Consider the following 13,079-nt stretch of genomic DNA (forward strand, 5'->3'; position numbering starts at 1 on the left):
ATGGTGCTTAGTCTGTCTCTCGTGTCACGCAAGAGGCATCGAAAAAGCGCCTACTCTCCGGACCCCGGGTACCTCAGCGGGACCCGGCTGTGAACACTCGGCTCCCTCCGGCTCTCGTACGTCGCCGGGACAAAGCACGGCCGTGGCCGAGATGACCTCCCGCACCGTCACGTGTCCGCGAGTTCCGTATGGGCAGCACGGACCCCTCTGAGAGACCGGTTCCCCAGATGACCCAGTCGCCCGTCAAGACGCGCCTCGCCACGCTGTTCCGCCTACAGGGCGTCGGCGACGACCTCGACCGCGCCTTCGACCTCTTCGACGCCGTCTACCTCACCGAGCACCATGCCGCCCTGGACTTCTGCTACCTCGGCGACGTCCAGGCGGCCTTCATCCAGGCCGAGTTCCCCCGCAACCGCGCTACGTGGTGCGGCGACGCCCAGGCGACGACCGGGCTCGCGATCCAGCATGAGGAGCTCCGTTCCGGCGGAGTCCTGCTCTTCGGGATCGACGGCTGGGTCTACGCGCTGGGCTACGGCCAGGGGCACCTCCTCATTCCCGAGGAGGCGAAGGACCCGCGCTTCGGCATCGCCTTCGTCGCCCGCCGCATCGGGGAGGGGCGGGTACGGCAGCTGGTCCGCCGCCGCCCGGGTGCTGGCCGGATCGACAGCACGCATCTCGCGGACGGCGCGCCCCTGTGGATGGCGGGCTTCGAAGCGGGCGCGGAGATCGTACGCAGCCTCGGCGGAGAAGCGCCGAAGGTGAATTTCTCCTTCGCCGGGCGCGGCGATCGCGTGATGTACCTGGAGGGGGGCAGGGGCCTCCGCACCCGCTTCGGCGTGGCCGGGGCCGACCTGGTCGCGGACGTCCGAGAGATCGCGCGCGTGCTGCGCGAGGAGCCGGTCACTCCTGGGCTGCAGGCGGTGGAGTACCTGCTCCCCCTCACCGACCGGCTGCTGATACTGCAGTTGGAAGCCGATCTCGATGAGCGGCTCGGCGCTGGCGACGCCGGTGGCATCGCCGTCGTGCCGCCCGCCGACCGGCTTCGTGACTGGACGGGGGCCCGGTCCGTCTCCCTGCGCATCGGCAGCGTGCCGCGAGACGTGCAGGAGGTGATGCTCAGTGATGTCATGTTCTACTCGGCGCTCCAAAAGGGCGGCCGGCGCATCCATGAACTGCAGCGCGGAAAGGTGCTGCTGTACTCAGATTCGGAGCGCCACGAGCGCACGGCCAGCCTGAACCTCTACAAGTGCCTGGAGGTCGCCGCGTCCCTGGGCTCTCGCCGGTTCTTCCTCACCGAAGGCCACTGGTACGAGCTCGACGCCGCGCACCTGACCGCCCAGCGGGCCAGGATCGCGGGCCTGTTCCACACGCCGCCCTCCTTGGACCTCCCGGCCTGGGACCGTGCGCAGCACAGAACGGAGCGGGAGTACAACGACTGGCTGCCCAGCTGCCGCGAGGGGTACATCAACCTGGACCGCAAGCTGGTGCGCAACGCCATGGCCAGCCACGGAAGCATTGAGGTCTGCGATCATCTCGCTCCTGACGACAGCTTCGTCTTGGTGAAGCGTGCCAGCGGCTCCAGGGATCTCAGCCATCTCTACGCCCAGGCAGTTGTAGCGGCAAAGACGCTCTACGCTTCCGCCTCCGCACGGGCAGCCTTCGCCGGACTCGCCGCCGAGCACGGGCGGAACCTCCCCGAGGACTTCGTCCCGAAGAAGATGGTCCTGGCGATCCTGCATGAGCGTGGGCTCGTCCTCACTCCGGACACCATGCTTCCCTTCTCGCTGACCGCACTGGCCCAGACCGCCGACTTCTTGGCCACGTACGGCATCGACCTCGAGGTGATTGGCATCTCCCCGGCCGACACTGCGCGGAGCGTCTGGAAGCCGGGAGCAGGGGGATCCACCGGGACCTCTGCCAACTGACTGCAGCCGCATGGCTCGGCTTCCTCAGGTGCTGCGGCAGCCGTCCGAGGCCCGCCTTGGTCTGGCGCCCTGCCCAAGTCGCTCTGTATTCGCATGAACCACCCAAACGCCCCGTTGCACCGAGCGAAGGGGTCATCCAAGAGGAGACGCAGTGGCAGACATCGATGACCAGTTCAAGATTTGGGTCAAGCAGGATCCGAGTCTCCCAGGCTGCCTCTCCTCGACCGGGGCTGTCCTCAAGATCGGCCCCAAGGTTTGCAAGACCGTCAGTCTCGCTTCCTACGGAGACTCGGCCACGGGGGAGATCAGCCGTCGCGAACTGCGCTTCGCGAGCTCGCCGCGTCTCCGGGGAGAGCCTGGATACGACTTCCGCAATCCCACGGCATCTTGGTACTGCGAGGGCGACGAGATCGAGCGGCTGCTCGCCTTCGCGAATAGCGACGTCGAGCACTCGGGACGCTACCGTGTCGTAGACACCGCCTCGGCTGCCGCCACCGTGTTGGCCCTCCTCCAGGACGGCGACCTGTCGAGTAGCCAGCTCGTCTCTATCCTTGGCGAGCACGTCGACCCCGGGCAGCTCGTGCGGGATTTGACCACGACGTCAGCCGGGCTGACTGCTGCGGAGATCGCTGTGATCGCCAAGCGGCGCCGTATCATCGCCGAGCTGAAGGCATTGGTGCTGGACCCGGCGAGCACCGAGACTGATGTGCACAAGATCATCGGGAGCGAGCACTGGATCTTCGGAGGCCGCTATGCGGGGGTCGCCGAGCGCCGCAGGCTCACCGCTCTCGATGACGTCGACATTCCGCTTGTGTGCGCGGACCGCAGCCTGCACATCGTTGAGCTCAAAGGCCCCAACATCAAGAAACTTACCGAGCGTTACCGGAACCATTGGATCGTCGGCCCCGAGGTGCACCAGGCAATCGGACAGGCAGCCAACTACATCCGGGCCCTGGACGAGCAGGGGATGGCCCTGAGGACCGAGTTGCACGACGAACTCGGACTGGACTACGACTTCCGGCGGGTCCGCGCCACCGTGATCATAGGGCATATCGAGCACGCCAGGGGTCCGCGTGGAACGGTCGCACAGACGATCCGTTCACACAACACCACCCTCAACCGGGTGGACGTTGTTACCTACGACGAGTTGCTGGACGCTGCCGAGCGCGCCCTGGCCTTCGACGAGCGGGCACTTGAAGGAGCGGCACACTGACTTCCCTTCCTGGGGACGACTCCGGTCGAACGCTGATCGGTGTCAGTCCATCAGGGTATGGTCCCGACGAAGGTTCGTCTCTGACAACGGAACGTCAACCGTGGGGAGTTGGAGCGTGGATATCACAGACGGCTACGTCATGTGGGCTGGTCAGAACTACGGCAACGCGGAGGAGGGGATCAACTGGTACCACCAGGGCTGCTTCAGCGATGTCGAGAACTCCTACGGGAGTGTCCGCGGCAGAGCCGGCGGGTACATGGACGAGAGGGATGTCCACGTGTTCCTCAGGGACGGCTTGCTTGCCTTTGAGTGCGGCGACTGCAACTCGAGTGAGCCGTACGAAGAGGACGACGGAAGCAGGGAACCGAGTCTCTGCACGCATGCGGTGGCTGTTGCGCTTGCCGCAGTCGATGCCGATGCGGTCTGGTACGAAATCCCGAGGGACTCACAGCGCCCACCGATTCCGAGGCCACTTGGCTGGGACGCCAAACGCATCCAGGGAACCCTTCTTGACGTCCTCGGTGACGGCGATGCGCAGCATGTGCTGCGCCAACTGATCCAGCAGCACCCCGAGCACGTTTCGGCCGCCGAGCAGGCGGCGCTTCGCCACCTGGACCGCGACTCGAAGGTATGGGCGTACAACACGACCCGGAACGCCCTCCGGGCGTTCGATCCTGCGCAGGTGGCGATCTATGAGGACCCGACAAAGGGAGAGCTCACAGCCGACTTTGCTGATGAAGACATCGACGACGATGGCGTAGTGAAGTTGGAGGCCGATCAGGTATTGCTGGCATACGGGATGCGCCCGATCATCCGGGAGATGACGAAGCGCGCTTCGGCCGGTGCGTTCCAGGGAAGCCGCAGCGTTCTATTCGGCCTCATCGAAGGTCTCTACTCCTGCCATGACGAAGCACCTTGGACGGAACCGGAGATCACCGATCATGTTGGCGACCTGCTGTACGCGGTCGCCGTTGCCGCGCTCTGGGCCTATAGCGAGTGGGCGGAACGCCCCAGCGCGGACGACTTGCGTCGCCACTGCGAGGGTTGGGCCGATCGGCTTCTGCGTGACGTGGCTTGAGTGCCTGCCCCTGTCCGGATCAAGCTGAGGACAGGAATCGGCGAGCCTGTCTGTCTGCCCGGGCGGTCCGACTGAGCAGACCGGACCAAGTGGGAACGGTGCGAGGGGCTTGGGGCACCGGGACAGTATCAGCGGCGACTCAGCAATTGCCTCGAACAGACCACGACCCTGGCGAAGGTCGGCCTGGCCTGATGGGATGGGGCTCGTGCTGGATCGGACGGTCCGGCGGTGCGGAGAGTTCGCCCCCCGTGGCTTGTCGACCAGCCGTGTTCTATGGCTCCTGCCCAGGGCTCGAACCTGCGCCATCGAGCCCTCGGATCGACCGGTTCCAGCCCCCCAGATAGTCAGCCGAAATCGTCGGGCACGCGGCGTGGGCTGGTCCCGGATTCCGAGCGCCCGGCCGGGGATTCGAACCTAGTGCCTGCCGCGGCGGCCGATTCGGCGCGGCTCCCTATCCCCGGATCGGCCGCCAAATCAGGCCCGACCCACCGCTCCAAGATCGTCAATATCCAGCACATATCCAGCACCGTCGGGGTGACGAGGGGTGATGACATGGGACGAAACTGCTGACGGGGCGTCAATTTATCCAGCACATATCCAGCACGGGCGGTGGGACGGGGCCGGTTGGCATATGCATAAACCCTATCCCACCTGCCAGTTTGGTGAATTGACACCACCCGTGCTACGCCGGGCACTAAACGTTGAAGCGGAACTCGACGACGTCGCCGTCCTGCATGACGTAGTCCTTGCCCTCGATGCGGGACTTGCCCTTGGCGCGGGCCTCGGGGATGGAGCCGCACTCGACCAGGTCGTCGTAGGAGACGATCTCGGCCTTGATGAAGCCCTTCTGGAAGTCGGTGTGGATCACACCGGCGGCCTCCGGGGCGGTCGCGCCCTTCTTGATGGTCCAGGCGCGGACCTCCTTGGGGCCGGCCGTCAGATAGGTCTGCAGGCCGAGGGTCTCGAAACCGACGCGGCCGAGGGTGGACATGCCGGCCTCCTCCTGACCCATGGACTGGAGCAGTTCCAGGGCCTCGTCCTCGTCCATCCCGATCAGCTCGGACTCGATCTTGGCGTTGAGGAAGATCGCCTCAGCGGGGGCCACCAGGGCGCGCTGGGCGTCCTTGAACTCCTCGTCCGTCAGTTCGTCCTCGTCCACGTTGAAGACGTAGAGGAAGGGCTTCACCGTGAGCAGGTGCAGCTCGCGGATCGAGGCCTTGTCGAAGCCGACCTCGAACAGGGTCTTGCCGGACTCCAGGATCTTCTGCGCCGCCTCGGCCGCGGCCAACAGCACCGCCGACTCCTTCTTGAGGCGCGACTCCTTCTGCAGCCGGGGGATCACCTTCTCGATGGACTGCAGGTCCGCCAGGATCAGCTCGGTGTTGATGGTCTCGATGTCGTCCTTCGGCGAGACCTTGCCGTCCACGTGCACCACGTCCGGGTCCTCGAAGGCCCGGATGACCTGGCAGATCGCATCCGACTCGCGGATGTTCGCCAGGAACTTGTTGCCCAGGCCCTCGCCCACGCTTGCGCCGCGCACGATGCCGGCGATGTCCACGAAGTCCACCGTCGCCGGGAGCAGCCGCTGCGAACCGAAGATCTTGGCCAGTACGGCCAGGCGCGGGTCCGGCACGCCGACCACGCCGATGTTGGGCTCGATCGTCGCGAACGGGTAGTTGGCCGCCAGTACGTCGTTCTTGGTCAGGGCGTTGAAGAGCGTGGACTTGCCGACATTCGGCAGGCCCACGATTCCGATCGAAAGCGACATGTGGCGAGATCCTGTTGGAGGAGGCAGCCCGGAGGCGTGGCGGGACGGGGGACGATCCCCCAGTCTACGGAGGTTTGCCCGGCCGCCCGGACCGCTCCCGGACCCCGCCCTGGCCCCGCCCTGGCCGCGCCGGACCACCCGGCCGATAGGCACAGCGGGTGACAGACCGAAAGTCCCGGCGTGTCCGTCACCCTGAGTGGCGTTCATCCGACCGTACGTTGGTCCCGTGGAGTACCAACGCATGCCTGCCGTCCGCCCGACCGACCGCCCCGGTACCGGGACAACCCCCGGGCGGGGCCCAGCCGTGCCCGGACCCGCCCGCCCCGCCGAGCCCCGGCCCCGCACCCCCGAACCCCGTGCGGGCGGCGCTGGTGCCCGCCCGGCGCTGCGGCCCCCGCAGCGCGTCGCCGGCACGCGCGTCCCGCACCGGCTGACCGCCGTGGGCGGGGCGGTGGTGACTCTCGGTGCAACATTTCTCGGCGGCGCGGTCGACTTCTGGCTGTTCGCCGGCACGGGCGTGCTGATGGGCCTGGTCTATGTCGCCACCTGCTTCCAGGTCGCGGTGCGAGTCCGCCCCGCCGACCTGGCCGTTGCCCCGGTCAGCGGCCCGATCGCCTTCGCGGGCACCCTGCTGGTCCTCGGCTCCGCACCGACCGGCGGCCTGGTCGGACGGCTGATCGGACTGGCCACCGCGCTCGCCCTGCAGGCGGGCTGGCTGTTCACCGGAACGGCGGTCTCCGCCCTGATCGTCCTCGCCCGCCACGTCGCGCTCAGCCGGGCCCGCCGCCGGGCGTCCTAGGCCCGCTGAGCGTCCTGGAGCCACCGGGCGCTCTGGAGCCACCGGGCGTCCTGGAGCCACCGGGCGCTCTGGAGCCACCGGGCGTCCTGGAGCCACCACGGCGTCGTGGAAGCGAAGCTCAGAGCAGCTTCGAGGCGGCCATCGCCGCGCCCACGATGCCGGCGTCGTTCTGCAGCTCCGCCGGGACGATCTCCGCCCGCAGCGGCGCCAGCAGCGGCAGGAACTTGTCGGCCTTACGGCTCACCCCGCCGCCGATGATGATCAGTTGCGGCGAGAACAGCTGTTCCACCATGGCGAAGTAGTCGTCCAGCCGCTCGGCCCACTCCGACCAGTTCCAGTCGTGGTGCTCCTTCGCGGCCGAGGACGCGTGCTTCTCCGCGTCCTTGCCGTGCAGCTCCAGATGGCCCAGCTCGGTGTTGGGCACCAGCGCGCCGTCCACGAACAGCGCGCTGCCGATGCCCGTTCCCAGGGTCAGCAGCATGACGACGCCCTTGCGTCCCTTGCCCGCGCCGTAGGCGATCTCGGCCATGCCCGCCGCGTCGGCGTCGTTGAGCAGCGCGACCGGCAGGCCGATGGCGTCGGAGAACAGGGCCCGGGCGTCCAGGTCGATCCAGCCCTTGTCGACGTTCGCGGCGGTGCGGGTGTGCCCGTCGACGATCACGCCGGGGAAGGTCAGCCCGACCGGTCCGCGCCAGTCGAAGTGCTGGACGACCTCCTGCACGGCCTCCACCACCGCCTTCGGCTCGGACGGCTGGGGGGTGAGCACCTTGTGCCGTTCCTGGGCGAGCTCGCCCCGCTCCAGGTCTACGGGCGCGCCCTTGATGCCGGAGCCGCCGATGTCCACGCCGAAGACGTTCACGCTGGGATTCCCCTGTTCGTCGTAGCAGCAGTTCGATGGACAGCCATCGTCAACGTACGTCCTACCCGCAGAACGCGCGCTACTTGCCGAAGTTGCTCCCGATCACTTCGTTACTTCGTTACTCCGTCGCGGTGACGCGCCGGCAGCAGCCAGGTCGCCTCACTTGCCCGCGGCCTCGGCGCGCAGGTCGCGGCGCAGCTCCTTCGGCAGCGAGAACTGCAGGTGCTCCTCGCTGGAGCGAACCTGCTCCACGTCGCCATAGCCGCGGGCGTCAAGCCACTCCAGGACGCCGTCGACCAGGATCTCCGGAACCGAGGCGCCGCTGGTGACACCGACGGTACCGACGCCCTCGAGCCAGGCCTCGTCGATCTCGTCGGCGAAGTCCACCAGGTAGGCGGCCTTGGCTCCGGCCTCGAGGGAGACCTCGACCAGGCGCACCGAGTTGGAGGAGTTGCGCGAACCGACCACGATCACCAGGTCCGACTCGGCCGCGATCTGCTTGATCGCGACCTGGCGGTTCTGGGTGGCGTAGCAGATGTCGTCGCTGGGCGGGCTGGTCAGCAGCGGGAAGCGCTGCTTGAGCGCGCCCACGGTGGCCATGGTCTCGTCCACGGAGAGGGTGGTCTGGGACAGCCAGACGACCTTGGACTCGTCCCGGACCTGCACGCCCGCGACGTCCTCCGCGCCGTCCACCAGGTGGGTGCGCTCGGGCGCCTCACCCATGGTCCCGACGACCTCCTCGTGGCCCTCGTGGCCGATCAGCAGGATGTCGTAGTCCTCTTCGGCGTAGCGCAGGGCTTCCTTGTGGACCTTGGTGACCAGCGGGCAGGTCGCGTCGATGGTGGCGAGCTTGCCGCGCTCGGCCTCGTCGTGGACGGAGGGGGCCACGCCGTGCGCGGAGAACACGACGATGGAGCCCTCGGGCACCTCCTCGGTCTCGTCGACGAAGATGGCACCCTTCTTCTCCAGCGTCTGCACCACGTACTTGTTGTGGACGATTTCCTTGCGGACGTAGATGGGAGACCCGTACTGCTCCAGGGCCTTCTCAACGGCGATGACGGCGCGGTCGACGCCGGCGCAGTAGCCGCGCGGCGCGGCGAGCAGGACACGACGGGAAGCGGTAGCAGGCATGCTCCCAGCCTACCGGCAGGAGCTGACGCGGCCTTGGGCCGACTGGGCGAACGGGGGCCGGACCGGACCGGTTCCGCTGTCGGACCCTGCCGATACGCTCGACGCATGGCCCTCGACACCTCAGCGGACGCCCCCATCCCGGTCGGGCGGGTCTCCCGGCTCATCGGCGGCTGGATCAATCGCCTCGGCGCGGTCTGGGTGGAGGGCCAGATCACCCAGCTGAGCCGGCGCCCCGGCGCGGGCGTGGTCTTCCTGACCCTGCGCGACGCCTCCGAGGACGTCTCGCTCGCGGTGACCTGCTACCGCGCGGTCTTCGACCCGGTCGCGGACCTGGTGACCGAGGGCTCCCGGGTCGTGCTGCAGGCCAAGCCGGAGTGGTACGGGCCGCGCGGCACGCTGTCGCTGCGCGCCGCCGAGATCCGCCTGGTCGGCCTCGGCGACCTGCTGGCCCGGCTGGAGCTGCTGAAGCGCACCCTCGCCGCCGAGGGCCTGTTCGCCGCGGAGCGCAAGCTGCCGCTGCCATTCCTTCCGCAGTGCGTCGGCCTGGTGACCGGGCGCGCCTCCGCCGCCGAGCGAGACGTGCTGCAGAACGCGCGCCGCCGCTGGCCGGCGGTGCGCTTCGAGGTCCGCAACGTCCCGGTTCAGGGTGTGCACGCCGTGCCCGAGGTGATCGCCGCGGTCAAGGAGCTGGACGAGCACCCGGACGTGGATGTGATCGTCATCGCCCGGGGCGGCGGCAGCGTCGAGGACCTGCTGCCGTTTTCGGACGAGCAGCTGGTCCGCGCCGTCGCCGCAGCCCGCACGCCGGTGGTCAGCGCCATCGGGCACGAGCCGGACCAGCCGCTGCTCGACTTCGTCGCCGACCTGCGCGCCTCCACCCCCACCGACGCCGCCAAGCGCGTCGTCCCGGACGTGCGCGAGGAGCTGGCCCGGGTGCACGGGCTTCGCGACCGCGCCCGCTACGGCGTCCACTCGCGGCTGGAGCGGGAACGCCACGGCCTCGACGCGGTCCGCAGCCGCCCGGTGCTGGCGGCGCCCTTCCGGATGGTGGACGAGCGGTCCGCCGATGTGGCGGCGCTGCTGGAGCGCTCCCGCCGCACCCTCGACCACCGGCTCGACCGGGCCTTCTCCGAGCTGTCGCACACCCTCGCCCGGGTGGTCGCGCTCTCCCCTGCGGCGACCCTGGAGCGCGGCTACGCCGTCCTGCAGCGGGCGGACGGGGCCGTGGTCCGCGACCCGGAGCAGGTCGCCGACGGCGAGTCGCTGCGGGCCAGGGTCGCCCACGGGGAGCTCACGGTGACGGTGCACCAGGAGAGCTAGGCCCGGACAGGCCTCTCGTCCGTCATCGGGATTGTCGGCGCCGCACCCTACGCTTGGACCATGGCGAAGCAGGCAGCGCAATCGGTGGAATCGGCGGGGGCGGGCGCGTCGGCACCCTCGGTGGACAGCGCCCTCGGCTATGAGCAGGCCCGGGAGGCCCTGCTCGAGGTCGTGCGCAAGCTGGAGACGGGCGGCACCTCGCTGGAGGAGTCGCTCGCCCTGTGGGAGCGGGGGGAGCAGCTGGCGAAGGTGTGCGAGCGCTGGCTCGACGGCGCCCGTGCCCGCCTCGACGCGGCGCTCGCCGAGGGAGAGGGCACTGCCTCGGAACGAGGAACGAGGAATGGCGAGTGACGAGTGAGGTGTGACGAGTGACGTGGATCACTCGTTGATTCTCCGCTTTGGAAATAGTTGAAGCTTCACCTATGTTGGGTCGAGTGGAAGGCGGCGCTTCGGCCGCTCTCAGGACTTACCTAAGGTGAATCATGTCTGACGCTCTGGTACTCGACGCCGCCGCCCAGGACCTGCTGTTCCGCGAGGCCCGCACGGCGAACACCTTCACCGACGAGCCGGTCACCGACGAGCAGATCCAGGCGATCTACGACCTCGTCAAGTACGCGCCGACCTCGATGAACCAGTCACCGCTGCGCATCGTCCTGGTCCGCTCGGACGACGCCCGCGCCCGTCTGGTCTCGCACCTGGCCGACGGCAACAAGGACAAGACCGCCAAGGCGCCGCTGGTCGCCATTCTTGCTGCCGACCACGAGTTCCACGAGGAGCTCCCCCGCCTCTTCCCGCACTTCCCGCAGGCCAAGGACCTCTTCTTCGGCGAGCGTCCGACCCGTGAGGCCTCCTCGACCCTGAACGCCACGCTGCAGGTCGCGTACTTCATCCTGGGCATCCGCGCCGCCGGTCTGGCCGCCGGCCCGATGACCGGCTTCAACGCCGCGGGCATCAACAAGGAGTTCTTCCAGGACGGCGACCACGAGGTGCTGGCCGTGGTCAACATCGGCAAGCCCGGCGAGGACGCCTGGTTCCCGCGCTCCCCGCGGCTGGACTACGACGAGGTCGTCACCACCGTCTGATCCTGCGTCAGTACGCATTCGTCAGCGCATCCTCAAGCGCACGCGAGAGCCCCGGCCGAAGCATCGGCCGGGGCTCTCGCACATCTTCAGCGCCGCCGCAGCCCTACCGCAGCGCCGCCGCGAACTTCTCCAACTCCGCGTACGACTCGGTGCCGGTCACCACCGTCGTGTCCTTGCCGGACTCCAGCACCAGCGCGCGGTAGCGGACACCCTGGTAGTGGTTCCAGACCACGCCGCCGACCGTGCTGCTGCCGCTCTGCTTCACACCGTTGGTGGTCGCGTCCGCGAGGAACGCGGCCAGCGGGCCGTTGCTCTGCCGCACCGCGACGTACTGCCCGGCGGGATCGATGAAGCCCAGGGTCCACTGCGCGTTCTGCGCGTCCGCGCCGTCGAACTGCACGGCCGTCGCGTTCCAGCCCTGCGGCAGGCCCGTCGGCGCCAGCACCGGGTACGGGGCCGCCCGGCGCGCCGAGTCCAGCGCCGCGTTGTACTCGACCGGATGAACACCGTTACCACCGCTGTGCGGAACGAAGAGGTAGATCACCAGGCCCGCCGCCATCACCGCGGCCAGCGACAGGACCATGTCCCGAACCGACTTGCCGGCCATGCCCGGCCGCTTCCGCGTCTGCGTGGGTGCTGTCCCGGTCTGCGCCGGCGCGCTCTGAGTTGCCACCCACCCATGGTGAACCATGGCCGACCAGGGGCCGGCCACCGGGGTGCGGAACCGCCGCAAGCCGTGCCAAAGGGTCTGTGGCGTGCCCCACGCCACAGACATATCCGCAGGTCGCGGATACGATCGCAGCACCCTCATCCGGCCGTCGTCGTACAGAGAGGTACGCAACCGATGACCGAACCACAGTCACACAGTCTTCCCTCCTCGCTGGAGGTCGCCCCCGAGGCACCCGATCGCAACCTCGCCCTGGAGCTCGTCCGCGTCACGGAGGCCGCCGCGATGGCGGCCGGTCGCTGGGTCGGGCGCGGGGACAAGAACGGCGCCGACGGCGCCGCCGTGCGCGCCATGCGCACCCTGGTCCAGACCGTCTCCATGAACGGCGTCGTCGTGATCGGCGAGGGCGAGAAGGACGACGCCCCGATGCTGTTCAACGGCGAGCGGATCGGCGACGGCACCGGACCGGAGTGCGACGTCGCCGTGGACCCCGTGGACGGCACCACCCTCGCTGCCAAGGGCATGCCCAACGCGGTGGCGGTCCTCGCCGTCGCCGACCGGGGCACCATGTTCGACCCCAGCGCCGTCTTCTACATGGACAAGCTGGTCGCGGGCCCGGAGGCAGCCGGACTCGTCGACATCAGCGCGCCGGTCGAGCACAACATCCGCGCCGTCGCCCGGGCCAAGGGCTCCGCGCCCGAGGACGTCACCGTGGTCCTGCTCGACCGGCCGCGCCACGAGAAGCTGGCCGCCGAGATCCGCGCCACCGGTGCACGGATCAAGTTCATCTCCGACGGCGACGTGGCCGGCGCGGTCATGGCCGTACGCGAGGGCACCGGTGTCGACCTGCTGCTCGGCGTCGGCGGCACCCCCGAGGGGATCATCGCCGCCTGCGCCATAAAGTGCCTCGGCGGCGTCATCCAGGGCCGGCTGTGGCCCAAGGACGAGGCGGAGCGCCGCAAGGCCCTCGACGCCGGGCACGACCTCGACCGGGTGCTGCACACCGACGACCTGGTCAGCGGCGAGAACGTGTTCTTCGTCGCCACCGGCATCACCGACGGCGAGCTGCTGCGCGGCGTCCACTACAAGTCGGAGACGGCGACCACCAGTTCACTGGTGATGCGTTCCAAGAGCGGCACCATCCGGCAGATCGACAGCACCCACAAGCTGTCCAAGCTCCGGGCCTACAGCGCGATCGACTTCGACCGCGCCCGCTGAGCCCCTGCCCTCGACTTCG

12 protein-coding genes are annotated in these 13,079 nt (G+C 68.7%); 8 read left to right on the top strand and 4 right to left on the bottom strand.

Annotated features, from left to right (window positions below; translation table 11 throughout):
- Nucleotides 1-227: 227 nt before the first annotated feature.
- The 3 genes from ABIA33_RS07155 (at nucleotide 228) to ABIA33_RS07165 (ending at nucleotide 4,216) form a co-directional block, all read left to right on the top strand.
- Nucleotides 228-1,925, top strand: a complete 1,698-nt coding sequence (locus tag ABIA33_RS07155) for a DUF6119 family protein (protein WP_370078294.1) — start codon at nucleotides 228-230, stop codon at nucleotides 1,923-1,925.
- 151 nt (nucleotides 1,926-2,076) lie between these two features.
- Entirely contained in the window at nucleotides 2,077-3,138 is a 1,062-nt protein-coding gene (locus tag ABIA33_RS07160) for a Shedu anti-phage system protein SduA domain-containing protein (RefSeq protein ID WP_370078296.1), read from the top strand.
- A gap of 115 nt (nucleotides 3,139-3,253) precedes the next feature.
- Nucleotides 3,254-4,216: a hypothetical protein gene (locus ABIA33_RS07165; protein ID WP_370078298.1), complete on the top strand. Its 963-nt coding sequence runs from the start codon at nucleotides 3,254-3,256 to the stop codon at nucleotides 4,214-4,216.
- A gap of 694 nt (nucleotides 4,217-4,910) precedes the next feature.
- Here ABIA33_RS07165 and ychF read toward each other — a convergent pair.
- Nucleotides 4,911-5,984, bottom strand: a complete 1,074-nt coding sequence (gene ychF, locus ABIA33_RS07170; RefSeq protein WP_370078300.1) for a redox-regulated ATPase YchF — start codon at nucleotides 5,982-5,984, stop codon at nucleotides 4,911-4,913.
- A 226-nt stretch (nucleotides 5,985-6,210) separates the two neighbouring features.
- Here ychF and ABIA33_RS07175 point away from each other — a divergent pair, with 226 nt between their 5' ends.
- Nucleotides 6,211-6,783, top strand: coding sequence for a DUF6542 domain-containing protein (locus tag ABIA33_RS07175; protein ID WP_370078302.1), 573 nt, complete (start codon nucleotides 6,211-6,213; stop codon nucleotides 6,781-6,783).
- Nucleotides 6,784-6,901: 118 nt separating this feature from the next.
- Here ABIA33_RS07175 and ppgK read toward each other — a convergent pair whose 3' ends face one another.
- Both ppgK and ABIA33_RS07185 read right to left on the bottom strand, forming a co-directional pair.
- The gene (ppgK, locus tag ABIA33_RS07180; protein ID WP_370078304.1) at nucleotides 6,902-7,642 is read right to left on the bottom strand and encodes a polyphosphate--glucose phosphotransferase; all 741 of its coding nucleotides are present in this window, start codon (nucleotides 7,640-7,642) and stop codon (nucleotides 6,902-6,904) included.
- A 159-nt stretch (nucleotides 7,643-7,801) separates the two neighbouring features.
- Nucleotides 7,802-8,773, bottom strand: coding sequence for a 4-hydroxy-3-methylbut-2-enyl diphosphate reductase (locus ABIA33_RS07185; protein ID WP_370078306.1), 972 nt, complete (start codon nucleotides 8,771-8,773; stop codon nucleotides 7,802-7,804).
- A 105-nt stretch (nucleotides 8,774-8,878) separates the two neighbouring features.
- Here ABIA33_RS07185 and xseA point away from each other — a divergent pair, with 105 nt between their 5' ends.
- The 3 genes from xseA (at nucleotide 8,879) to ABIA33_RS07200 (ending at nucleotide 11,175) form a co-directional block, all read left to right on the top strand.
- A complete protein-coding gene (xseA, locus tag ABIA33_RS07190) occupies nucleotides 8,879-10,093 on the top strand; it encodes an exodeoxyribonuclease VII large subunit (protein ID WP_370078308.1) in 1,215 nt (404 codons plus the stop codon).
- A 60-nt stretch (nucleotides 10,094-10,153) separates the two neighbouring features.
- The gene (locus tag ABIA33_RS07195) at nucleotides 10,154-10,444 is read left to right on the top strand and encodes an exodeoxyribonuclease VII small subunit (protein ID WP_370078310.1); all 291 of its coding nucleotides are present in this window, start codon (nucleotides 10,154-10,156) and stop codon (nucleotides 10,442-10,444) included.
- A 131-nt stretch (nucleotides 10,445-10,575) separates the two neighbouring features.
- On the top strand, nucleotides 10,576-11,175 hold the full coding sequence (locus ABIA33_RS07200) for a malonic semialdehyde reductase (protein WP_370078312.1): 600 nt from the start codon (nucleotides 10,576-10,578) through the stop codon (nucleotides 11,173-11,175).
- A gap of 103 nt (nucleotides 11,176-11,278) precedes the next feature.
- Here the strand turns inward: ABIA33_RS07200 and ABIA33_RS07205 are convergent, their stop codons facing one another.
- On the bottom strand, nucleotides 11,279-11,848 hold the full coding sequence (locus ABIA33_RS07205) for a DUF4245 domain-containing protein (protein WP_370078314.1): 570 nt from the start codon (nucleotides 11,846-11,848) through the stop codon (nucleotides 11,279-11,281).
- 171 nt (nucleotides 11,849-12,019) lie between these two features.
- Between ABIA33_RS07205 and glpX the strand changes: the two genes are divergently transcribed.
- The gene (glpX, locus tag ABIA33_RS07210; RefSeq protein ID WP_370078316.1) at nucleotides 12,020-13,060 is read left to right on the top strand and encodes a class II fructose-bisphosphatase; all 1,041 of its coding nucleotides are present in this window, start codon (nucleotides 12,020-12,022) and stop codon (nucleotides 13,058-13,060) included.
- The last annotated feature ends 19 nt before the right edge of the window (nucleotides 13,061-13,079 follow it).

Source organism: Streptacidiphilus sp. MAP12-16, assembly GCF_041262165.1.
In the GTDB taxonomy this organism is placed as follows: Bacteria; Actinomycetota; Actinomycetes; order Streptomycetales; family Streptomycetaceae; genus Streptacidiphilus.